21 protein-coding genes are annotated in these 23119 nt (G+C 59.7%); 14 read left to right on the top strand and 7 right to left on the bottom strand.

Annotated features, from left to right (window positions below; translation table 11 throughout):
* Positions 1-77: 77 nt before the first annotated feature.
* Both odc2 and QD461_RS30280 read left to right on the top strand, forming a co-directional pair.
* Positions 78-1211: an ornithine/lysine decarboxylase gene (gene odc2 / locus QD461_RS30285; protein ID WP_184702444.1), complete on the top strand. Its 1134-nt coding sequence runs from the start codon at positions 78-80 to the stop codon at positions 1209-1211.
* A 94-nt stretch (positions 1212-1305) separates the two neighbouring features.
* Positions 1306-1896 carry a GNAT family N-acetyltransferase gene (locus QD461_RS30280; protein ID WP_414090904.1) on the top strand — a complete coding sequence of 197 codons (591 nt, stop codon included), beginning with the start codon at positions 1306-1308 and terminating at the stop codon, positions 1894-1896.
* Positions 1897-2076: 180 nt separating this feature from the next.
* Here QD461_RS30280 and cysE read toward each other — a convergent pair whose 3' ends face one another.
* The 4 genes from cysE to QD461_RS30260 all read right to left on the bottom strand — a co-directional run bounded on the left by cysE (position 2077) and on the right by QD461_RS30260 (position 6042).
* Positions 2077-2892 (bottom strand): serine O-acetyltransferase, encoded by an 816-nt coding sequence (gene cysE, locus QD461_RS30275; protein ID WP_414090903.1) that lies wholly within the window; start codon positions 2890-2892, stop codon positions 2077-2079.
* Positions 2893-3005: 113 nt separating this feature from the next.
* Positions 3006-3995, bottom strand: a complete 990-nt coding sequence (locus QD461_RS30270; RefSeq protein WP_414090902.1) for a WD40 repeat domain-containing protein — start codon at positions 3993-3995, stop codon at positions 3006-3008.
* Positions 3995-5110 (bottom strand): CobW family GTP-binding protein, encoded by a 1116-nt coding sequence (locus QD461_RS30265; protein ID WP_414090901.1) that lies wholly within the window; start codon positions 5108-5110, stop codon positions 3995-3997. The genes QD461_RS30270 and QD461_RS30265 overlap by 1 nt, the downstream gene beginning before the upstream one ends.
* A gap of 140 nt (positions 5111-5250) precedes the next feature.
* Positions 5251-6042, bottom strand: coding sequence for a creatininase family protein (locus tag QD461_RS30260; RefSeq protein WP_414090900.1), 792 nt, complete (start codon positions 6040-6042; stop codon positions 5251-5253).
* Between the two features lie 86 nt (positions 6043-6128).
* Here QD461_RS30260 and QD461_RS30255 point away from each other — a divergent pair, with 86 nt between their 5' ends.
* The 3 genes from QD461_RS30255 (at position 6129) to QD461_RS30245 (ending at position 8879) form a co-directional block, all read left to right on the top strand.
* Positions 6129-6641 (top strand): MarR family winged helix-turn-helix transcriptional regulator, encoded by a 513-nt coding sequence (locus QD461_RS30255; protein WP_184702455.1) that lies wholly within the window; start codon positions 6129-6131, stop codon positions 6639-6641.
* Between the two features lie 115 nt (positions 6642-6756).
* The gene (locus QD461_RS30250; protein WP_414090899.1) at positions 6757-7776 is read left to right on the top strand and encodes a LacI family DNA-binding transcriptional regulator; all 1020 of its coding nucleotides are present in this window, start codon (positions 6757-6759) and stop codon (positions 7774-7776) included.
* Positions 7777-7910: 134 nt separating this feature from the next.
* Positions 7911-8879 (top strand): 2-hydroxyacid dehydrogenase, encoded by a 969-nt coding sequence (locus QD461_RS30245; RefSeq protein ID WP_414090898.1) that lies wholly within the window; start codon positions 7911-7913, stop codon positions 8877-8879.
* A gap of 119 nt (positions 8880-8998) precedes the next feature.
* On the opposite strand, the gene QD461_RS30240 is transcribed toward QD461_RS30245, so the two are convergent.
* Entirely contained in the window at positions 8999-9769 is a 771-nt protein-coding gene (locus QD461_RS30240; RefSeq protein WP_414090897.1) for a gamma-glutamyl-gamma-aminobutyrate hydrolase family protein, read from the bottom strand.
* A gap of 295 nt (positions 9770-10064) precedes the next feature.
* Here QD461_RS30240 and QD461_RS30235 point away from each other — a divergent pair, with 295 nt between their 5' ends.
* The 9 genes from QD461_RS30235 to QD461_RS30195 all read left to right on the top strand — a co-directional run bounded on the left by QD461_RS30235 (position 10065) and on the right by QD461_RS30195 (position 20090).
* The gene (locus QD461_RS30235; RefSeq protein ID WP_414090896.1) at positions 10065-11171 is read left to right on the top strand and encodes a TRAP transporter substrate-binding protein; all 1107 of its coding nucleotides are present in this window, start codon (positions 10065-10067) and stop codon (positions 11169-11171) included.
* Between the two features lie 231 nt (positions 11172-11402).
* Positions 11403-13706, top strand: coding sequence for a putative bifunctional diguanylate cyclase/phosphodiesterase (locus QD461_RS30230; protein WP_414090895.1), 2304 nt, complete (start codon positions 11403-11405; stop codon positions 13704-13706).
* Between the two features lie 339 nt (positions 13707-14045).
* Complete coding sequence (locus tag QD461_RS30225; RefSeq protein WP_184702467.1) at positions 14046-14801, top strand: N-acyl amino acid synthase FeeM domain-containing protein; 756 nt, start codon at positions 14046-14048, stop codon at positions 14799-14801.
* A gap of 179 nt (positions 14802-14980) precedes the next feature.
* Entirely contained in the window at positions 14981-15205 is a 225-nt protein-coding gene (locus QD461_RS30220; protein WP_414090894.1) for an aa3-type cytochrome c oxidase subunit IV, read from the top strand.
* A 110-nt stretch (positions 15206-15315) separates the two neighbouring features.
* A complete protein-coding gene (locus QD461_RS30215) occupies positions 15316-16479 on the top strand; it encodes a Re/Si-specific NAD(P)(+) transhydrogenase subunit alpha (protein WP_414090893.1) in 1164 nt (387 codons plus the stop codon).
* A 1-nt stretch (position 16480) separates the two neighbouring features.
* A complete protein-coding gene (locus tag QD461_RS30210; RefSeq protein WP_414090892.1) occupies positions 16481-16879 on the top strand; it encodes an NAD(P) transhydrogenase subunit alpha in 399 nt (132 codons plus the stop codon).
* A gap of 10 nt (positions 16880-16889) precedes the next feature.
* A complete protein-coding gene (locus tag QD461_RS30205; RefSeq protein ID WP_414090929.1) occupies positions 16890-18284 on the top strand; it encodes an NAD(P)(+) transhydrogenase (Re/Si-specific) subunit beta in 1395 nt (464 codons plus the stop codon).
* 151 nt (positions 18285-18435) lie between these two features.
* Positions 18436-18840 (top strand): YciI family protein, encoded by a 405-nt coding sequence (locus tag QD461_RS30200; protein WP_184702475.1) that lies wholly within the window; start codon positions 18436-18438, stop codon positions 18838-18840.
* Complete coding sequence (locus QD461_RS30195; protein ID WP_414090891.1) at positions 18837-20090, top strand: RNA polymerase sigma factor; 1254 nt, start codon at positions 18837-18839, stop codon at positions 20088-20090. Before QD461_RS30200 ends, QD461_RS30195 begins: the two co-directional genes overlap by 4 nt.
* A gap of 3 nt (positions 20091-20093) precedes the next feature.
* Here QD461_RS30195 and QD461_RS30190 read toward each other — a convergent pair whose 3' ends face one another.
* Complete coding sequence (locus tag QD461_RS30190; protein WP_414090890.1) at positions 20094-21749, bottom strand: sensor histidine kinase; 1656 nt, start codon at positions 21747-21749, stop codon at positions 20094-20096.
* Positions 21750-22000: 251 nt separating this feature from the next.
* Positions 22001-23071, bottom strand: a complete 1071-nt coding sequence (locus QD461_RS30185) for an NAD(P)/FAD-dependent oxidoreductase (protein WP_414090889.1) — start codon at positions 23069-23071, stop codon at positions 22001-22003.
* Positions 23072-23119 lie beyond the last annotated feature (48 nt).

Genomic DNA, 23119 nt, shown 5'->3' with positions numbered 1-23119 from the left:
TGGTTCCTAAGCGAATGAGCGTCGCCCTTTGTCCTCTGGGTCTTCCCCGGAGTTTTTGGAATTGAAAGGGAATAGACATGACCACGCAGCGTATTCGCGACTTCCTCGCTACCCGACGTCCGGACGGTCCTTGCCTGGTGGTCGATCTCGACGTCGTCCGCGATAACTTCCGTGCCTTCCGTCATGCTATGCCGGACAGCGCCATCTACTATGCCGTCAAGGCCAACCCGGCTCCGGAAGTGCTGCGCCTGCTCGCAAGCCTCGGCTCCAGCTTCGATTGCGCGTCCGTCGCTGAAATCGAAATGGCGCTCGATGCCGGTGCGACCGCTGCCCGCATTTCCTTCGGCAATACCATCAAGAAGGAGCGCGATATCGCCCGTGCTCACGCACTCGGTATCAACCTCTTTGCCGTCGACAGCCATGAGGAAGTCGAGAAGATTTCCCGTGCCGCTCCCGGCGCTCGTGTGTTCTGCCGCGTTCTGACCGACGGCGAAGGTGCCGAATGGCCGCTGTCGCGCAAGTTTGGTTGCGTCCCGCAGATGGCCGTCGATGTTCTCGTCTACGCTCACCAGCTGGGTCTGGAATCCTACGGCGTGTCTTTCCACGTCGGCTCGCAGATGACCAAGGTCGATGCCTGGGACGATGCTCTTGCCGATGCCAAGCGCGTCTTCGTTTCGCTCGCCAAGCAGGGCATTCACCTGCAGATGGTCAACATGGGCGGCGGTTTCCCGACCAAGTACCTGCGCGACGTCCCAACGGCCGAAGCCTATGGCAAGGCGATCTTCGCGTCTCTGCGCGCCCATTTCGGCAACCAGATCCCGCACACGATCATCGAGCCGGGGCGCGGCATGGTCGGCAATGCCGGCGTGATCAAGGCTGAAGTCGTCCTGATTTCGAAGAAGTCGGACAATGATGCCGCTCGCTGGGTTTTCCTCGACATCGGCAAGTTCGGCGGTCTCGCCGAAACCATGGACGAGGCGATCCGCTACCCGATCCGCACCGAGCGCGACAGCGACGAAATGGAACCCTGCGTCATCGCCGGGCCGACCTGCGATTCCGCTGATGTGCTTTACGAAAAGAACCTCTATCCGCTGCCGGTGACGCTCACCATCGGTGACGAGGTCCTGATCGAAGGCACCGGTGCCTATACCACGACCTACTCGGCTGTGGCATTCAATGGTTTCGACCCGCTGAAAGCCTACATAATCTGAGTTTGATATCGCCGTCCCCGCAGTCAATCGGGGCGGCACCCTCACAATAGTTCGTCACCACCGCTGATAACGGTATTGGGTACGGGAGGCCAAGATGGCCGCTGTTCTTGATTCTGTGCGCGCATTCTTTGCGCCGTCCACATTCACCCTCGACCTGGAAAACGCAGGCGATGTCGTTGCGCGCGAAAACCTGCTGGATCGCGCCATGGGTCCCGACCGCCGCAAGAAGTCGTCGGAAAAGCTGCGCCAGGGTCGCGTGCCGGCCGAAGGCCTGGCGCTGGTTGCGCGTGACCGCAGTGGCCATGTCATCGGCACGGTTCGCCTGTGGAACGTCGAAGCCGGCGTTGATCGGGAGACCCGCCCGGTCGATGCGCTGCTGCTCGGGCCGCTGGCCGTCGATCCCGCCTATGAGGGCAAGGGTGTTGGTTCGGCGCTGATGCGCGCGGCCATCCTGGAAGCCAAGAAGCGTGAGCACGGCGCGATCCTACTCGTCGGCGATGCGCCTTACTATGAGCGCTTCGGCTTCTTTGCTTCGAAGACCCGCCATCTGGTGATGCCAGGCCCATTCCAGCGCGATCGTTTCCTGGCTCTCGAGCTCAAGGAAGGCTGGCTGGACAGCGCTGCCGGCATGATCGTTGCCAGCGGCTGCAAGCTCGCACAGCCACCGGTCTCCAAGGCTGCCTGAAAGTTATTTGCCTTCGCTCCGAACGGGCGAGGGCACTGCCATTTCGCGGGACTTCGCTTTGACTTAGCTATGCTGACGGGAAGATAGAGTGCTTTTCGTTGAATCGCGAAAACGCCCCATCTTCCTGTTCCTCTGCGCATTGCGGACGGAAAACCGCTGCGCGCTTTTCCTAGAAATGCCCTAAATATTCTGATCCATCGTTTCGGCCGGGATCTCGTCGGCGCGATGGATACGGACGACTACTGCAGGCACGCCGGCGACGGTGCAATGCGCTGGGACCGCCTTCACCACGACGCTGCCGGCCGCAACCTTGCTGAAGGCGCCGACCTCGATGTTACCCAGGATCTTAGCACCGGCGCCGATCATCACGCCGTGGCGGATCTTCGGATGCCGGTCGCCACTTTCCTTGCCGGTGCCGCCCAAGGTGACATTCTGCAAGATGGAGACCTCATCCTCGATGACGGCGGTTTCGCCAATGACGATGCCCGAGCCGTGATCGAGCATGATCGAGGTGCCGATCTTTGCCGCCGGATGGATATCCGGGCCGAAGACGAGCGAGACGAGATTGGAAAGCCAGATCGCAATTTCCTTGCGGCCTTCCGTCCAGAGTGCATGCGCGATGCGGTGCGTCTGCAGGGCATGAAAGCCCTTCAGGTTCAGGAGCGCATGCAGATAGGTCGTGCAAGCGGGATCGCGCGTGCGTACGGCAATGAGATCGGCCTCAGTCGCCCGCAGGATTGCCGGATGCCGGCTCAGCACATCGAAGAGTAGCGACAGCAGAGCATCATGCTCGATCCGGACCACGCAGAGGCGCGCGGCAAGCACGTGGGCAAGGCCATCGGCATCGGAAGTGCTGGCGAGCAATTGCGCCCGCAGCAGCGGCGCGAGCGTCGGCTCGCGCTCCGCAAGCTCGGAAGCCTCGCAAAGGATCACATCCCAGACGTTTTCGTCGAGCGCAGGGGAATTTCCGGCAATGGCCGTTCCTGACTGAGGCATGATCCTGTCTTTCTGTTCAGAGCGGTTCAGCGCTTCATAGGGTCGCTCAACCGCTCCATTTATGTGCGTTCACGCGATTCCAGACGGAAAGCGCGCTCCGCCCCTTCCTCATCTCAAGCCGAAACGTCGACGACACCGCAGTCGCCGGCTTCGGAAGCGAAAGCGAGCAGCTTGCCGGATTTGCTCCAGCTCATTGAGGTGATCGCACCCTTGCCCGGCCGGCGCAAGAGCGCCTCCTTGGCATCGCCGATGCGAACCGCCAGGATCATGCCGTCGATGAAGCCGATGGCGAGGATATCTTCGGCCGGGTGGAACTTCACGCAGGTCGCCATGATGTTGGCGCGGCTGCCGAGTTCGAGCGGTGCCTTGCCCATCGGGCCGTCCTTGCCCTGGAAGGGCCAGACGATGGCAGCCGGTGCACCCGACGAGGCAAGCCATTTGCCCTTGTTGGACCAGGAGAGCGACTTCACCTTGGCGGGGTAGCCCGTCATGCGCATGTGGCGCGCTTCGGCGCCCGGCTTGGCATCCAGCTTCCAGCCGTGCAGGGCGTTCTCCTGCATGGTGGTGACGATGAACTGGCCGTCGGGCGAGAAGGTGACGCTGGTGTGGGCACCTTTCCATTCCAGATTGACCGGCTGCGCGCTCATCCCGACCCAATGCAGCGACACGCCATTGTAACGGGCGACGGCGATGCGCAGTCCCTTGGGTGCAAAGGCGATGCCCTCGACGGTGCGTTCTTCCGGAAACTCCTTCGCGGTGCCATCGGACAGGCGCACGAAGGTGCTCTTGCCGTAGGAATAAGCGACGGCGCCTTGCGGGCCGGCGGCCAGCTGGCTGATCCATTTGCGCGGGGCTTCGGCCAGAACCGTTGCACTGCCATCTGCGGCAATCCGCAGGATCTTGCCGTCCTCGCCGCCCGAGATCAAGCTTTCGCTATAGGGATCGCGGATGCAGGTCAGCATCCCCTTATGAACTTCGGTGGCCTTGTCCCCGCCCTCCAGGCGGTGGATCGTGCCGGCGGCGCTGGCGAAGAGGGGGGTGTCACCTAAAAATTCGACGGCCAGAACGTGGCCGTCGATATCAAGCGGAGCAACAGTCGGCATCAGGCAGACGCCTCGCAGGCCTTGAAGCTTGCTTCCAGCTTTTCGCGGTCAAGCTCGCGACCGATGAAGACGAGACGGCTTTCATGCTTCTCGCCGTCCTTCCACGGGCGCTGATGATCACCTTCGATGATCATGTGCACGCCCTGAACAACGTAGCGCTCCGGGTCGTCCTTGAAGGCTATGATGCCCTTGAGGCGCAGGATGTTCGGGCCCTGCACCTGCGTGATCTTCTGGATCCAGGGGAAGAAGCGTTCGGCATTCATCTCGCCGCCGCGCAGCGAAACCGACTGCACGGTCACGTCATGGATCGGCGACGGGGCGTGGTGATGATGGTCGTGACCGTGGTCATGATCATGATCATGGTGGTGATGATCGTGGTCATGGTCATGATGGTGGTGATCGTGGTCGTGATGGTCGTGATCGCAATCCGGGCCGCAGACATGATCCTCGTGGCCGTGCTCGAGGAAGTGCGGATCGTTTTCAAGCGCACGCTCCAGATTGAAGGCGCCCTGGTTCAGCACGCGGGCGAGATCAACGCCGGAACGGGTCGTCTTGTAAACGCGGGCAGCCGGGTTGATGGCGCGGACGACGTCCTCGATCTGGGCCAGCTCTTCCGGCGATACCAGATCGGACTTGTTGATGACGACGACATCGGCAAAAGCGATCTGGTCTTCAGCTTCGCGGCTGTCCTTCAGGCGCAGCGGCAGGTGCTTGGCGTCGACGAGCGCGACAACGGCATCGAGCTCAGTCTTGGCGCGGACATCGTCGTCCATGAAGAAGGTCTGGGCGACTGGAACCGGATCGGCAAGGCCTGTCGTTTCGACGATGATGCCGTCAAAGCGGCCAGGGCGGCGCATCAGGCCTTCGACGACGCGGATGAGGTCGCCGCGAACGGTGCAGCAGACGCAGCCATTGTTCATTTCGTAGATTTCTTCGTCCGACTCGACAATGAGGTCGTTGTCGATGCCGATCTCGCCGAATTCGTTGACGATGACGGCGTATTTCTTGCCGTGATTTTCGGACAGGATGCGGTTCAGCAGCGTCGTCTTGCCCGCACCGAGATAGCCGGTGAGAACGGTGACGGGAATGGGCTTTTGCGTGGCTGTTTCGGTCATGGGAGCCTCGAAATATGGAAGGTTGCCCCGGGGAGCAGACATTGGTCGGGTTCCATATAAGGAGTTGGCGACCTCAGTTCAAAGGCTTTTATATGTTATAAGATCACATTGGGTTGCTGAGGCGCGGATCGGCGGCAACGCTAAGTCAATGTCGAGACATCGAACCGATCGACATCCTCAAGCAGTTCGACAAGGCCTTTGACGGAATGCGCGATCAGTCTTTCGCCCTTTTGTGCCGTTGCAGCGCCGGCATTGCCGGCCACGCCCTTTTCGCTGAGGTCGGACATCTTCCAACCGAAGGCATGAGGGCCGTAGGCACGAAGGTGATTGAAGTCGCGAATGAAATCGGATTGCCGTGATGGAAAATTTGCGGCTTTCGCCATGTCCACCTGCTGCGGATGGAGGGCGAGCATGGCGGAGGTTTCGATGTCTCCGCCGTGAATATCGATGGCCCTGTCGTCAGGCGAGATCAGTCCGTCGGGTACGCCGAAGCGTGTCCAGCTCGTCGCGACCGCCAGCATATTGAAGCGCACGCGCGCTTCCGTCGCAACGATTGTTATCAGCGGGGAGTTGCCGCCATGGGCATTCAGCATGACGAATTTGCGGATGCCGATTCCGCTCATGCGCTCGGCAATTCCGAGCCATCGATTGACGGCCGCGTCAAAGGTCAGCGACTTCGATCCGGCGACATTCATATGTTCGATCGAGTAGCCGACCGGTTCGGCGGGCAGGAAGGTGACCGGCAGTTTGGCGGGCAAGGCAACCCTGAGACGTGAGACGATGCCTTCGGCGATCAGCGTGTCCGTATCGAAGGGCAAATGGGGGCCGTGTTGCTCATAGGCGCCAAGTGGCAGCACTGCGATCCATTTTGCCCGTTCTTCTGGGGCGAGTGTAGCATCATTGTCGTCGAAACGTGGCAAAGGATGCGCCATCTGAGGATGTGCCTCTTGTTTATGTCAATAACCTGCGCAATGTCATAGCGTGATGGCGCATCGGCGAAAAGGTCAACGGAATCACGATGGGTAAGAAGAACAAGGTCGGGAAGAAAAGTAAGTCAGGTAAGAAGAAGGATCACCGGGACTACACGCTTGCCGATTTGTCGCCGGCACTGACGCAGGCGGCACGTTCGATGCGTACGGTGATGACCCGCAGCCTGACGGCGAGCGGCCTCTATGCCGGGCAAGACGGTGTCATTCTTGCCCTGGCTGCGAGCGATGGTCTTCCGGCCGGCTCGCTGGCGCAGAAACTCGGCGTCAAGGCGCCGACGATGACCCGCACCATCGGCCGCATGGAGGCGCAAGGCTTCGTCGAACGGCGGCCGGATGCCGAAGATGCGCGCCTGACGAAGGTCTATCTCACCGAAACGGGCCGAAACAGCGTGAGTGAGATCGAAAGCTCCGCCGCCAGCTGCGATGAGCTCGCAACACGCGGCTTCTCGGAAAAAGACATTCGCTCGCTCGTTCGCTTGCTCAAGGCAATCGAGAACAACCTCCAGGCGGGCGATGACGAGGAAGACGATGAGGAAATCTGAGTTTCCTCAACAATTCGAGTTGCGCAACGCGATTAAAGCTTTTAATTAAATATTTTAAATTCCGGAATCGTGAAACGAACGGAATAGGTTACGGCTGCTCACGGGGAGGGAGCGCGTGGCGCAAAAGATAAAGCTTTCGACGATTGCGGAAACGCTTGGCATTTCAACGGCAACTGTATCACTGGCCTTGCGCGACAGTCCGCTGGTCGCGGTCAACACCCGAGAGAAGATCAAGGATCAGGCGCGGGCGCTCGGCTATATCTACAATCGCCGCGCCGCCAGCCTCAGAACCTCGCGATCGGGTATCATCGGCGTCGTCGTCCACGACATCATGAMCCCCTTCTACGGGGAAATCCTGAAGGCAATCGAAAGCGAGCTCGACCGCAGCCGCCATACCTTCATCCTGTCCAATCATTATGATTCCGTCGAAAAGCAGCGAACGTTCATCGAGACCTTGCTGCAGCTCGGTGGCGATGGCGTCATCATGTCGCCGGCGATCGGCACGCCGCCGGAAGATTTCGAGCTGGCGGAGGAAAACGGCATGCCCGCCATCCTCGTCGCGCGGCAGATCGATGCGCTTGACCTGCCGACCTATCGCGGCGATGACAGCTACGGCATCTCGCTTGCCACCAACCACCTGATCAGCCTCGGACACCGCACCATTGCGATGATCGGCGGTACGGATCAGACCTCGACGGGACGCGACCGCTATCAGGGCTATGTCAATGCGCTGCGCAAGGCCGGTATCGAAGTCGACCCCAATCTGCGCATTCCCGGCGCGCGCTCCAAGCAGGGCGGCTTCGAGGCGGCGGTACATTTCCTGTCGCTGCAGCAGAAGCCGACGGCGGCCGTCTGCTGGAACGATCTGGTCGCCATCGGCCTCATGAACGGCATTTCCCGCGCCGGACTTGTGCCCGGACGGGATATTTCGGTCACCGGCTATGACGATCTGGAGGAGGCGGCGATCGCAACGCCGGCGCTGACGACGGTGTGGAACGGTCAGGCCGAAGTCGGAAGGCTTGCCGCGCGAGCGCTTTTGGACAGGCTGGCCGGAAGCCATGAGCCGGATGGTATCCATCTCATCAAGCCGGAAATGCGTATCCGACAGTCGACGGCTCCTTATAAGGCTCGCTAGAGCAATTCGGCCCTTCACGGGATCGTAGAACCGCTCTATTTCATTGTTCGGCGCAATTCCGGACGGGAAGGCGCTGCCCGCTTTTCCCGGGGTTGCTCCACGAGCGCCGAACCTTATCGCAAGAGGAAAGATTCATGCCCGATAACCGCATTGCCGTCCTCGTTCCGGGGAAGATACATCCGCGTGTGTTCGAAAGGCTTGCAAAGCAGTTCGATGTTATTTCGGTCGATCGCGGCAACAGCCCGAAGGTCGATGCGGATACGGCGGAGCGGGTGCGGGGTGTTGCCGTCGGAGGCGGCTTCGATGCTGCATGGATCGATTCCTTCCCGAATCTCGAAGTCATCGCCAATTTCGGCGTGGGCTATGATGGCATCGATGTGAAGCATGCCGCTTCCAAGGGGATCGTGGTCACCAACACCCCCGATGTTCTCAATGACGAGGTCGCCGATACTGCGATCGCCTTGCTGCTGAACACGCTGCGCCAGTTTCCGAAGGCGGAAGACTGGCTGCGCGAGGGGCGTTGGGCAAAGGAAGGGGCATTTCCACTCTCTCCCTTCTCGATGAAGGGACGTCGTGTCGGTATCAACGGCCTCGGCCGCATCGGTCTGGAGATTGCGAGACGGCTCGAGCCCTTCAAGGTGAGGATCGGCTATCACACGCGCTCGCCGCGTGACTCGCTGCCTTACGATTACTATCCGACGCTGAAGGAAATGGCTCAATCGGTGGATACGCTGATCTCCATCGTGCCGAAGACGCCGGAGACGCACAAAGTCATCAACGCCGAGATCCTGTCTGCGCTCGGGCCACAAGGCGTGTTCATCAATGTCGGTCGCGGCTGGTCAGTCGATGATAATGCGCTGATTGCTGCGCTCGGCAATGGCACGCTCGGAGCCGCCGGTCTCGACGTGTTCTACGACGAGCCCAATGTTCCGGCCGGTTATCTCACGCTGACGAATGTTTCGCTGTTGCCGCATGTGGCATCCGCTTCAATGCCGACGCGCAATGCCATGGCCGATCTCGTGGTCGACAACATCATCGAATGGTTCGCAAAGGGCCAGCCGTTGACACCGGTGCCGGAAACGCCGGTCAAGCCGCGCGGCTAATCATACGGCCCCATGCCGACGAAGCATCCGGAGGAAAATTGCGCCGCGATTTTCCTCCTGTATATGCCGGCGACAGGGAATTGGAGCGTTTTCGCGATCCGACGAAAGGCTGAAACGCTCTATTGGGCGGCGGCGAGCCGCTCTTTGCTGGCAGCATAGTCGCGAACGGCGTCGCCGAAGGCGCTGAAGAGCTTGAGCGACGGCGAATCCGTCTCGGCCCAATATTCCGGATGCCATTGCACGCCGACTGCAAAGGCCTTGGCGCCGATAACGGAGACGGCCTCGATGGTGCCGTCTTCGGCCAATGCTTCCACCTGCAGCCTCGGTGCCGTATTCGCGATCGCCTGGCGATGCAGCGAGTTCACGCGCACTTCGCCCGGTCCGACGACGCGGGCGATGCACGAACCTTCCTTGACGAAGACGCTCTGGCGGATCGCATACATCGTGTCGCGGTCGACATTCTGCGGCTTGCGATGATCCCATATGCCGGGCTGGTCCTGGATTTCACTGGCGAGCGTGCCGCCGAGAGCAACATTCAGCTCCTGAATGCCGCGACAGATGGCGAGCATGGGGATCGCGCGCTCGATGGCACGGCGAATGAGCGGCAGCGACGTCGCATCGCGCGCCGGATCGAAGGGACCGTCGCTGTCCTTGGCTTCCTTGCCATAGAGCGATGGATGCACATTGGTTGCAGAGCCGGAGACGAGCAAGCCGTCGACACGGTCGAGAATGGCGTCGGCATCGTTGTCATCTTCAAGTGCAGGAACGATCAGAGCCATCAATCCGGCAGCCTTCACGGCGGCGCGGACATATTGCAGCTGCACCGCATGCCAGCTTGTCCCGTCGAACTCGCGGATATCAGCGGGGATGGCGATGATCGGTCTGGACATTCGAGACTCCGGGATGTGCGAAAAGAGCTATTTCCTCAGACCCCTGACTGGCGAAGATGTCAATCCGAGGGCGAATTAGCCTCGCTTCAAATCTATGCGAATATCCGTTCGTCGGCAACGCGGAGTGGTTTCCGGGCGGCTTTGTTTTCCTTCGTCACAAGGATGTACAGGAATCGCCATAATGCGATGCAAGAGCAAACTTGAAAGACCGGGTGCGGCGTGGTTAGCTCCATCGCTTGCGCCGGGTCGGGGAGCGCGCCGCTCTCCAGCAAAGCCGTCCGTATGGGAGAATTCGATGGATCGCCGTTCCTTTATCAGGCGGGCAGGGGCTGTTGGCGCAGGCGCCGCTACCTCCGCGCTTGCCAGCCCGGCTCTGGCCCAGGAATCTCCCAAGATCACCTGGAAGATGACATCGTCTTTTCCGAAGAGCCTGGATACGATCTATGGCGGCGCCGAAGATATCGCCGCCCATGTTTCGGATGCGACGAACGGTAATTTCACCATCCAGGTTTACGAGGCCGGAGAAATCGTGCCCGGTGCGCAGGCCGCCGATGCGGTGAGCGCGGGAACTGTGGATGCCGCGCACACCTGTTCCTACTACTTCGCCAATAAGGACCCGACCTATGCCATCGGCACGGCGCTGCCGTTCGGCCTCAATGCCCGGCTAACCAATGCCTGGTTCTACCAGGGCAATGGCAACAAGCTGATGAACGAGTTTTACGCCACGCAAGGCATGCTAGGCCTTCCTGCCGGAAATACCGGCGCGCAAATGGGCGGTTGGTTCCGCAAGGAAATCAACACGCTTGACGATCTCAAGGGCCTGAAGATGCGCCTGGCCGGCCTTGCTGGAAAGGTGATGGAGAAGATCGGCGTCGCCCCGCAACAGGATATCGCCGTGAACGATGTCTACGGCGCGTTGGACAAGGGCGCCATCGATGCGGTCGAATGGGTCGGTCCCTATGATGACCTGAAGCTCGGGCTGCAGAAGATTGCGAAATACTATTACTACCCGGGATGGTGGGAGGGCGGCGCCGTGGTGCATGCATTCTTCAACCTGGAAAAATGGGGCGCACTGCCGAAGAACTATCAGGCCGTTCTTACCGATGCCTGCGCTTTTGCCAACACCAACATGCTGGCGAAATACGATGTAAAGAACCCACAGGCCCTGAAGGAAATCGTCAAACAGGGCGTGACCTTGCGGCCCTTCAGCCAGGAAATCATGGAGGCCTGCTTCCAGTCCGCTGGCGCGCTTTACGCGGAGCTCTCCAAATCCAACGATTCCTTCAAGCGCATCTATGAGGACCAGGTGGCCTACAAGAAAGATGCATATTTGTGGATGCAGCTCTCCGAATACACATTTGATACGTTCATGATGATCCAGCAGCGGGCGGGCAAGCTATAATCCGCATTACATAAGTGTTTAATGATGTTTTGTTTTATTTATTAGTGACTTAAATATTAAGCTGCGGTCGGAATGCACTTGGATCAGTTGCACGAATACGATGCGTATCATGACGTCAATTCAACCTAAGTTACCGGCTTAATTGGAAAATCTGTCTAGATGCGTACTATTTAGGCAATCAAATTTTAAAGTGTTTCACATAGGGTGTCCGCCGCATCAGGGGAACTCTGAATGAAGCCTCCAAGCCCGGACACCGTGCCGACAGATGTTTATCTGTCGTTCGTCAGTTCGCTTTTCGGAAACCGTAAAACGCTGTTTACGGGCGTGGCTGTTCACATCCTGACGTATGTCATCGTCTTCATGAGCACGCGCGCGAGCATCTATCTCGTTCTCTGCGTGGCTTTTGCGGCCGTTTTCGCATTGCGGATGCACTCTTTCTGGCGCTTCGATGCCGCCGACAAGCACGCTTTCACGCGCGCTGATATCGCCCATTGGGAAACTCGCTATGTCATCGGAGCGGCAGGAACCGCCTCCATCCTCGGCATCGGCAGCGGTTATGCCATCCTTATGGTGCAGGATCCGCTGGCGGAATTCATTTGCATCGCGGTCACGATGGCGTCGATGGTTTCGATCGTCGGCCGCAACTACGGTTCCCAGAAGGCGATCGATCTCCAGACGCTAGCCTGTTGTTTGCCGATCATTATCGCCTGTCTGGTGTCGCAGCAGCTCTACAAGGCTGTTGTCTCCATCATGCTCGTCCCCTTCGGATTGACGACGCGGGCGATGGCGAACGGCGTGCGCGAATTTCTCTACAAGAACGTCATTGCATCGCGCGAGATATCGCAGATCGCGGACCGGTTCGATACCGCGCTCAACAACATGACGCATGGCCTGTTCATGCTGGATGCCCATAATCGTATCCTCGTGGTCAATCGCAAGGCATGCGAGCTTCTGAATTTCTCGCATCAGGAGCAGCTCAAGGATTGCGAATTCGACGTCGTGCTGCGTTACGGCGCGCGCCATGCCTTCATCGATGGGTCGTTGCCAGGGCTTATCCAACGGCAGATGGCGCAGCTCGTCAGCGGCACGCTGTCCCGCACCCTCATCCAGTTCAACGAGGATCAGTTCCTCGAGTTTTCGGCCAGCCGCCGCGCCGATGGTGTCGTTATCCTGATTTTCGAGGATGTTACCGTGCGCATTCGCGCGGAGCGCAAGATCCTGCATATGGTGCGCTACGACCCTTTGACGGGGCTGCCGAACCGAGAATATTTCGTCGAACTCGTCAAGGAGAAGCTTGCGGCGCGAACGGCCGAAAGCCAGGTCGGCATTCTCGTGCTCGATGTCGACGATTTCAAGCATGTCAATGACACCAAGGGCCATGTGACGGGTGACCGGTTGCTGGTTGCCATCGCAGAACGCCTGAAGGAGCATTCCAGCACCACAGTGCTTCCGGCGCGGCTGGTGGGTGATCAATTCGTACTGTTCTTCCCGAACGAAGACAATGCGCCTGACCTGGATTCCCAGATCCGCGCGCTGCACGCCGCGATGACGGGCACCTATGATGTCGACGACAACAGCCTCAGGATTTCGTTCAGCGGCGGATATGTGACCATGTCTAGCCGCGAGTTCCGTCCGGAAGAGTGGCAGATCAAAGCAGATCTGGCCTTGTTTGACGCCAAGCTGCGGATGAAGGGCAGTTGCAGTGCCTTCGAGCAGGAGATGGATGCGCGCTATGTCGAGCGGCAGAAGCTGAAGGACGATCTGCGCGAAGCGGTGGAAAACGGCAAGCTTCTGGCGATGTACCAGCCAATGTTCACGCCGGACGGCGCCCGCATCGATTGCTGCGAGGCGCTGGCGCGCTGGGTTCATCCGGAAAAGGGCTCGATCCCGCCCAACATTTTTGTCCAGATTGCCGAAGAGATGGGGATCGTGAGCGGCATTACCCGCTTCATGATCAATCAGGCCTGCCGCGATTGCGTCGCCTGGCCGGCGCCGATTGCCGTGTCGGTCAACCTCTCGGCCCACGATCTGCGCAGCAATGATATCGTCGATGTCGTCGTGGAAGCACTCGAGACGTCGGGACTGGAGCCGTCGCGGCTGCATCTCGAAGTCACGGAGAGCTGCCTTATGGACGAGATTGCGACCGTTCGTTCCATTCTGGCGGATCTGCGGACCAAGGGCATCACGATTGCGATCGACGATTTCGGCACGGGCTTTTCGAGCCTCAGCTATCTCGACTCCTTGCCTGTGGACATCGTCAAGATCGATCGCTCCTTCGTTCGCGATATCACGACGGACAGCCGTCGTTTCAAGCTTCTCTGCGGTATCGTCGATCTCTCCCGTGCCTTGAGCCTTCACATCGTGATCGAGGGTGTCGAAACGCTGGAGCAACTGGCTCTGATCGTCGAGAAGGACCTGGCCGATATCATTCAGGGCTATGTGTTCTCCATGCCTGTGTCGAAAGAGCAGGTTGTGGGAATGGTAGACAGCCTCAGCCGCCGGCAATCGGGCCTGCGGCACGATCACGTCGCCTGACGCATCTGCGGCCCGTGTCCCTGGTCATCTCTTCAAAGACGTAGACGCGCTGAGCTGCGGCCTCTTTTCCCGCCAAGCTCTTTCAGTAAGCCATTCATTTCGTTGAATTATCCGGAAGACCGCAGTCCGTTTCACCTACGCAAACGGGGAGGCGACACCGCCCGAATCCTGGCTTGCTACGGTGCTGACTTGAACAATTTCAAGTGCAAAAACCTATACCGGTATTGATTAAGAAAATTAACCTTAATGAACGAATAGTTAATAAAATTTAAAACAAATATTGATCAAATTTTCCATTAATACCAAAGATGTTCCGTTAACCTTTACGGAACATTAACCATGACTAACATGAGTGCTTTGCAAAACAGCTTCGCAGGGAAGCTGATGGAGGTGCTCGATCACGTGGAATACCGCCGGATCGAAAGCAGCGAAGACATGGAGGATGTCGCGCGGCTACGCTACAAAGCTTACAAGGCGCGCTCCGTCCTGCCCGTGGCCGCCAAGAACCTTATCGACGACATCGATTTCGATGATCATGCTTATATCTTCGGTGTCTATTACTACGAAGAACTGGTGAGCACGGTGCGAATACACCATGTCACGCCGGATCATCGGGTATGCCAGTCGACCGGCATCTTTCCCGACGAGATACACGCCTTCCTCGATGCCGGCATGACGCTGATCGATCCCGCCCGCTTTGCCGTCGATCCCGATCTGGAGCTCGAACTGCCGGCACTGCCTTATCTCACGTTGCGCCCGGCGATCGTCGGTGCCATCTATTTCGACACTGATCGAGTGATGCAGCATATTCGTCCGGCGCATGCGGCCTTCTACAAGCGCGTCTTCTATGCCGACACTGTCGTGCCGCCGCGTATGACCAAGACCTATGGTTTCGAACTAACGCTGCTGGCGTCGCGATCGAAGGAGATTCGCGGCAAGCTGATGAAGCGCTATCCCTTCTTCGATTCGGAACCCTACGAACGGCGCATGATGTTCTCGCGCGACAAGGATAATGGTTCACCGCCTCTGACCATTCTGCCGACAGCACGGCTGGCGAGCGGCGGAAGGCGTGAGATTCACGGGCAATTCGGCTAGCCTGTGTGTGGCTGCGACCTTCTCGTGCATTGCATTTCTTCTCGCTTTGTGTAACCCCTCGGTAGAGGAAATTTGGCTGCGGTATCATCTTGTCTGGTGCCGCCGCTTTTGAGGACGAACTTCAGCCCTTGGCCCATTCGGGCTATTCGGGCTGGGTGTATTGAGGGGAGATTATTGGAATGGCCGAACATCATACTGGACCCGCCGAAGTGGGTGCTCCGATGGATTACAAGGAGCATGAGAAGACCTATAGTCTTTTCATTTCAGGCGCCAAGGTCGGCTCCGCGATTGTTGCAGCGCTGCTGATCGGCATGGCAGCGGGCTTTTTCGGTCATGCAGGTTTCCTCGGCGGCCTGCTGATTTTCATCGTTCTTTCCATCGCAAGCATCATTCTTCTGCGCTGACCTTTCCGCGCTGATCGACACCGGGCCTTTTGGCCCGGGCTTTCCCGTAATTCTACAGGTCGTCGCGCCACCGTGTTCGGTGCGTCGCCGTTTAATGCGAGGTATTGTCGTTGAGCAATCTGGTTTTCGTAGCCAAGGAAAGCGTGGCGGAGGAGACGCGCGTCGCCGCCTGCGCCGACAGCGTGAAGAAGATGCGAAATCTCGGCTTCGATGTCGTGATCGAAGCCGGCGCAGGTGCCTTGTCCCGCATTCCAGATACTGAATTTGAAGCCGTCGGTGGGCGCATTGGCTCCGCCGAGGATGCGAGGGCGGCTGATGTCATCCTCAAGGTGAGGCGGCCGACGGCCGGCGAGATCTCCCGCTATAAGAACGGCGCTATCGTCATTGCCATCATGGATCCCTACGGCAACGAGGCTGCCCTCGCCGAAATGGCGCGCGGCGGAATCACGAGCTTCGCCATGGAACTGATGCCGCGGATCACGCGCGCGCAATCAATGGACGTTCTGTCGTCGCAGGCGAACCTTGCCGGCTATCAGGCAGTCATCGAAGCTGCCTCCGTCTACGACCGGGCTTTGCCGATGATGATGACTGCGGCGGGTACAATCCCAGCCGCGAAGGTCTTCGTCATGGGTGCGGGCGTTGCCGGCCTGCAGGCGATCGCGACCGCGAGGCGGCTGGGCGCCCTGGTCTCCGCCACGGACGTGCGCCCGGCGGCCAAGGAACAAGTCGCCTCGCTCGGCGCTAAGTTTATTGCCGTCGAGGACGAGGAGTTCAAGGCGGCGGAAACTGCAGGCGGCTACGCCAAGGAAATGTCCAGCGAATATCAGGCCAAGCAGGCGGCGCTCGTTGCCGAGCATATTGCCAGGCAGGACATCATCATCACGACGGCTCTGATCCCGGGCCGGCCGGCGCCGCGGCTCGTCGGCCGCGATATGCTGAAAGCGATGTGCCCCGGTGCTGTTGCCGTCGACCTTGCGATCGAGCGCGGCGGCAATATCGAGGGTGCCGAATATGACAAGGTCGCCGATGTCGAAGGCGTCAAGGTGATCGGATACCCGAACATGGCTGGAAGGATCGCCGCCAGCGCCTCCGCTCTCTACGCGAAGAACCTTGTCACCTTCCTGGAAACCATGGTCGACAAGGACAGCAAAAGCCTTGGTCTGAACCGTGCCGACGAGCTGATCAAGGCGACGATGCTGACCGATGGCGGCGAAGTCGTGCACCCGAACTTCGTCGATCCCGACCAGCCGACGGTCAAGAAGGGAGATCTCTGACATGGCAAGCCAAGCGATGGACCAAGCGCTTCAGCAACTGAATGATGCCGTTACCGCCGTCAGGGTCGCCGCCGCACGGGCCCCGGAAGTAGCGAGCGCCGCAACTGGCGGTGCAGTCGACCCCTTCGTTTTTCAGCTGGCCATCTTCGTGCTGGCGATCTTCGTCGGATACTATGTTGTCTGGTCGGTGACGCCGGCTCTGCATACGCCGCTGATGGCGGTCACCAACGCCATCTCCTCGGTCATCGTAGTTGGCGCGCTGCTGGCGGTCGGTATCTCTGCGAGCGGTCTCGCCACGAGCTTCGGCTTCGTAGCGCTGGTGCTTGTTTCGGTGAATATCGTCGGTGGTTTCCTTGTCACCCAGCGCATGCTGGCAATGTACAAGAAGAAGGACAAGTGAGGGCCGCATGCTGAGCAATGTTGCGGCGTTCCTCTATCTCGTCTCCGGCGTCCTGTTCATCCTGGCGCTGCGCGGCCTCTCCCATCCTGCCACCAGCCGGCGCGGCAATCTCTACGGTATGATCGGCATGGGCATTGCGATTGTCACCACGCTGGTGCTGGCAACGCCGTCATTTGGCGGCTTGGGGCTGATCATTCTCGGCCTTGCCATCGGTGGCGGGGCAGGGGCCTATATCGCCCGCGTCATTCCGATGACGTCGATGCCGCAGCTCGTGGCCGGCTTCCATTCACTTGTGGGTCTGGCAGCTGTTCTCGTCGCGGCGTCCGCGCTCTATACCCCGTCTTCGTTCGGCATCGGTGAAATCGGCCAAATTCATACCGAAGCCCGCGTCGAGATGGCGATCGGTGTCGCCATCGGCGCGCTGACCTTCACCGGTTCGATCATCGCCTTCCTGAAGCTCGATGGGCGCATGTCCGGCAAGCCGATCATGCTGCCGAACCGCCACGTCATCAACGCTGCTCTACTTGTTTTGATCGTCATTTTCATCATCAGCCTGGCCGCTAGCGAGAGCCATTTCGCCTTTTGGGCAGTGGTCCTGCTGTCACTGGCCCTCGGCGTGTTGCTGATCGTGCCGATCGGCGGCGCCGATATGCCCGTCGTCGTGTCGATGCTGAACTCCTATTCCGGCTGGGCTGCCGCCGGCATTGGCTTCACCCTCGGCAATCTGGCGCTCATCATTACCGGCGCGCTTGTCGGCTCCTCAGGCGCGATCCTGTCCTACATCATGTGTAAGGGCATGAACCGCTCTTTCGTCTCTGTTATTCTCGGCGGCTTCGGTGGCGAGACGATCGCGGGTGGGGTCGACAATTCCGACAGGACGGTGAAGCTCGGTTCGGCGGAGGATGCCGCCTATCTGATGGCGAACGCCTCCAAGGTCATCATCGTGCCGGGCTACGGCATGGCCGTGGCGCAGGCTCAGCATGCGCTGCGCGAAATGGCCGACAGGCTGAAGGCGCATGGCGTCGAGGTGAAATATGCCATCCATCCTGTGGCTGGCCGTATGCCGGGCCATATGAATGTGCTGCTGGCCGAGGCCAACGTGCCCTATGACGAAGTCTTCGAGCTCGAGGACATCAATTCGGAATTCGCCCAGGCCGATGTCGCCTATGTCATCGGCGCCAACGACGTCACCAATCCGGCTGCGCGCGACGACAAGACTTCGCCGATCTACGGCATGCCGATCCTTGACGTCGACAAGGCCAAGACCTGCCTCTTCATCAAGCGTTCGCTCGGCTCAGGCTATGCCGGCATCGACAATACGCTGTTCTACAAGGATGGCACGATGATGCTTCTCGGCGATGCCAAGAAGGTGACCGAGGAAATCGTCAAGGCGATGAATGAGTAAGTCATCGCAACGTGCAAGGCCCACGATCGAGGTTCGTGGCCCGGCACGTATCATCCTTCAAAAAATCGAATCTATTTTTCGAGCTCCCGTCGATTCTGCGGTGGCTCGTTCGTCGTGTGCTATGTTCTAATCAACCAAGGAGACAGAACTCATGCGATTCATGATGCTAATGATTCCCGACGGCTACGCTTCCGCCGCGCCCGATGCCTTGCCCAGCCTGGAGGCGATCGAGGCGATGATGAAATATAATGAAGAACTGAAGAAGGCCGGCGTGCTTCTGGCGCTCGAAGGACTGCATCCTCCGGCTTCCGGTGCGCGAGTGAGCTTCAAGGGCGGAAAGCCCACGGTCGTCGATGGCCCCTTCGCGGAGGTCAAGGAAGTGCTGGGCGGTTACTGGATCCTCGACGTGCGCTCGCGAGACGAGGCCATCGAATGGGCGCGCCGTTGCCCCGCAGGGGAAAATGCCATCATCGAGGTTCGCCGCGTTCAGGAGATGAGCGATTTCCCCGAGGATGTGCAGAAAGCGGCTGCAGGCTTCAGCGAGCTCAAGGGGTGACCACCTCTGGTGCCATCGAAGCTGTCTGGCGGATCGAGCAGCCAAGGCTCGCCGCCAGGCTCAACCGCCTATTGCGGGACATCGGGTTGGCGGAGGAGATCGCGCAGGATGCCTTCGTGTTGGCCCTCGAACGCTGGCCCCGCGATGGCATCCCGCGTAACCCGGCGGCCTGGCTGACACGGGCTGCGAAAAACAAGGCGATCGACCGGCTGCGCCGTACCACGTTGATTGCCGGCAAGAATCGCGAGTTCGCGATCGACTTTGCCGCACTTGAGCGCGAGACGCCCGATATCGAGTCATTGTTGGATGAAGATATCGACGACGATCTGCTGCGGCTGATATTCACCGCCTGTCATCCGGTACTGCCGCCCGAACAACGCGCAGCACTTGCCTTGCGGCTGCTCGGCGGGTTGTCCACGCAGGAAATCGGTCGCGCCTTTCTCTTGTCGGAAGCGACCATCGGCCAACGCATCGTTCGCGCCAAGCGGACGCTGCGCGAGGCTGGCCTTGAGTTTGAGACACCTCGGGGAGACGAGCGGCGAGAGCGCCTCGCAGCGGTGCTGGAGGTGCTCTATCTCATCTTCAACGAGGGATATGTCGCAACGCAAGGACCGCATTGGCTGCGGGCCGATCTATGCGGCGAGGCATTGCGTCTCGGACGATCGCTGGCGGCACTGCTTCCGCAGGAGCCCGAGGTGCTGGGGCTGCTGGCCCTCATGGAGCTGAACGCTTCGCGCTTCGCTGCCCGGACCGATGAAGTGGGCAATCCGATTCTGCTGCTCGATCAAGACCGTAGCCGGTGGAATTGGTCGCTGATCCGCAGCGGCCTCGATCGCTTGAACCGCGCCCTGCTCCTCACGACAATGCCCGGTCCTTATCTGCTGCAGGCGATGATTGCCGCATGTCATTCTCGGGCAGTGGTTGCCGCCGAAACCGACTGGATCGCCATCGCTGCCTACTACCAGGCACTGGCTCTGGCCGCCCCGTCGCCGATCGTCGAGATCAATCGCGCCGTCGCCGTCGGCATGGCGTTCGGCGCCGCTTACGGGCTTGTGATCGCCGATGCGTTGAAGGACGAGCCGCGGCTGAAGGAGTCCCATTTACTGCCGACCGTTCGCGGCGATCTTCTGGAAAAACTCGGACGAGGTGCAGAGGCTGTCGTCGAATTCCGTCGCGCCGCCGAGATGACGGGCAATGACAGGGAGCGTGCGCTGCTGCTTGCGCGTGCTGCTGCCGTCTCCCGGACGTAGTCTTTAGCTTCGCTCGCGTTCCATCATGTTGCGCGGCGCAATTAGGGTCCAGATGAGGCCGGTGGCACGGAAGTCCACCTCGACATTACCTCCAAAGGACGCGGCGGCATGGACCTTCGTGACGGTGGTGCCAAAGCCGGCTTCGGTTGGCGGTTTGACCTCGGGGCCGCCGCTTTCGCTCCAGATGAAACGGATCATCGGTCCGTTGTCACCGATTTCATTCGTCCATTCGATATCGATCTTGCCTTCGGGTGCCGAAAGCGCGCCATATTTGACCGAATTGGTTGCCAGCTCGTGCAGAACCAGGCCGAGGTTCTGAACAGCCTCGGGCTTCAGCAGGAAATCGTTACCTTGGACATCCAGTTGCTGCGGGGCCTGCAGGAACGTCGCGAGATGGATGTCGATCACCCGTCGCAGCGAGACGCCGGACCATTGTTCGCTGGTCAACACTTCTATCGAGCGGGCTAGCCCCTCCAATCGGTCCGCGACCGCTCGCTGGAAGGTATCGACGCTGTCTGTCTGTCGCGCGAGCTGACGTGTCATCGCCTGGGCGAGCGCCAGTAGGTTCTTGGTGCGATGCACGAGTTCATGCATCACGAAGTGCAGGCGATCTTCCGTGACGCTTCGGTCAAAGGAGGCGTTGGAGAGAGCGACCGCCACCTGATTGGCTTCGATAACACTGGTGTCGATCGGAGCGACAATCTCGCCGCGGCCCATGCGCTCCGCCATGTCGGCGATACTCTGTATGGTGATACGCACCTGCCTCGCCAGTGCGTAGACGGCGATCAGCGCGATCAGCAGCAGCGTGACGCCGCCATAGATGAGGAAGCGCCAGGTGCTCATCAGAGAAGACTGCGCCGAGGCGACCGGCCCCCAGACCACCGCCTTCCATGACCAACCGGAGATCTGCGCGTAGCCGAGCAGAGAGCGCGGCAGGACCTTTTCGTCCTGATAGACGCCGCTGGATGCGATCAATTTCGACAGGATCTCCTTGGTGAAAACATCGCCCGGTGCGTGGGTGGTCGGGCCGCCGGCCGCGACGACATGGCCGGACTTATCGATGACGGCTGCCGACCAACCCGGCGGTAGCGCCTCCGTCGTCACGAGCTTGGCAAGGTCGTTGGCATCCTGGGTGATAGCCAGGGCGGCGCCGGCTGGAGAATGCTCGAGCGGCAGAGTGACGTTGTATACCCAGCGTCGTGCCGTTGATGCCACGAAGACGTCGGAGGTCTCGATGCGTCCGGAAGCCAGCGCTGATTGCAGTGCGGCTATGTTGCCCGTTTTGCCGAGCGCCTTGCCGAAAGGCCAGCGCGTATTCAGCCGAATCTGGCCGTCCTTCTCCATGAGCAGAACGAAAAGCGAATCGGTTCGCAGAACGGTCTCCGTCCGTGCGTAGAAGGTGGCGATGTCATTGTGCTCGAGTTCCGGTGAGGACGAAAGCAGCCGCAACGTCGTCGCCATGTCCTGCAATTGACGGTCTATGACGCGCGCCAAGCCTTGGGCGGCCTGGACCGTATCTCCCTTCAACGCATCGCGCTCATTGTCTTCGAGCTGGACGAGGAGCAGTGCGACAAAAGCCAGGATAGGCAAGGCGATCGCCAATGCGATGGCGATCAGATAGGCTCCAATCGACGCTTTTGGGAAGTGTGGCTTCCTCATGGAGCGATTAGCCGATCGCATCCCCATGCCGATGGCCCGCGCTGGCAAAAACGAAAAGAATGGTTTTGGTCATCATGCCAAGCGCCCCCATGCTTAGACCCGAGCTGCATGCTCTTGAATGTACCATGTTAGGGCCCGGTAAATTGCCTTGCAACATCTGAAAAGTCATTGCTGCGAAATCATAAGCGATCCCCGATATTTACGACCATAGCGAGGTGTTCTTCCCATCTCGGCAACCGCCTGTCCGGCTCTCATGCGAAGCGAGAAAGACGGAAGGGAGAAAGCTCCGCGATCTTCCTGCCGTCGAGTATCTCTTCGGCGGCAAGCAATCCGACCAGAGGTGCCAGCGTCACTCCGGAATGGAGCGCTGCCAGATAGAGGCCGGCTGCGGCATCGACCCCTCCGAGAATGGGCAGGCCGTCCTTTGGCGTCGGACGATAACCGACCGTGTAGAAATCCAGAGCCAAGTCCTCTCCGCCCCTCAAGGCCGCCTTGACCTTGCCGAACAGTTCATCGGCTGCTTGTTCCGGATTGCCGGCGGGATCGCTCCCGCCGAAATCGCTGCCGGCAATGATGCGCCCTTCCGCCGTTTGACGCATATGCAGTTCGGGCATCAGAACCAGACCGTTCAGGTGCTTTGGCGCGGGACGGGAGTGGACGATCAGGCCCGGCGGGGCTTCGAGCGGCACATCGATATCGGCCGATGCGGCGAGCGCGACCGTCGCTGCGCCGGCGGCGAGAACGACATGATCGGCTTCGAAAGTTCCTTGCGTAGTTTCGATGCCGGTGATGCGGCCATTCTCCGTCAACAGGCGCCTGACCTCGATGCCCGACAGTAGCCTTGCCCCCTTTCTCGTTGCGTCCTTCAGCAGGATCTCGGCAGCGGCAAGTGGCTCGACGGCGCCTTCCTCGGCGACATGCAATGCATAGTCCGGCGGCTCGGCAAGACTTGGTTCGATCATTGCACTGCTAGCCCGATTGACCGGTTGCAGGCCATAGCCCCAGCCATGATGCTGGGCTGCGTAGGCATCCAGCTCGGCCTCGGGAAGATCCCAGCACAATCCGCCGCACCAGCTGAGTGGCAGCTCGGGCAGCTCCACCGCAAGCCGCTTCCATTCATTCATCGAGCGACGACGGAAATGGAAGTAGAATTCCGGATTGCCCCAGCTTGCATTGATCCAGGCGAAGGAGTTCGGCGTTGCGACACCGCCGGCCTTCTGCGCGATCACCGTGACATCGGCGCCCTTACGCTGAAGATGCCAGGCGATGGAAGCGCCGATGATTCCGGCGCCGATGACGGTGACTTTTTGCTGGGAGGACATGTCGCTGTCTCGCTGTGATAGGATTCATGGAGACTAAGCGCTGGATGG

The sequence above is a fragment of the Rhizobium sp. BR 314 genome (assembly GCF_047445805.1).
Taxonomy (GTDB): domain Bacteria; phylum Pseudomonadota; class Alphaproteobacteria; order Rhizobiales; family Rhizobiaceae; genus Rhizobium; species Rhizobium lusitanum_B.
The sequence above is the reverse complement of the archived record's forward strand: the minus strand, read 5'-3'. Positions and strand labels throughout refer to the sequence as shown.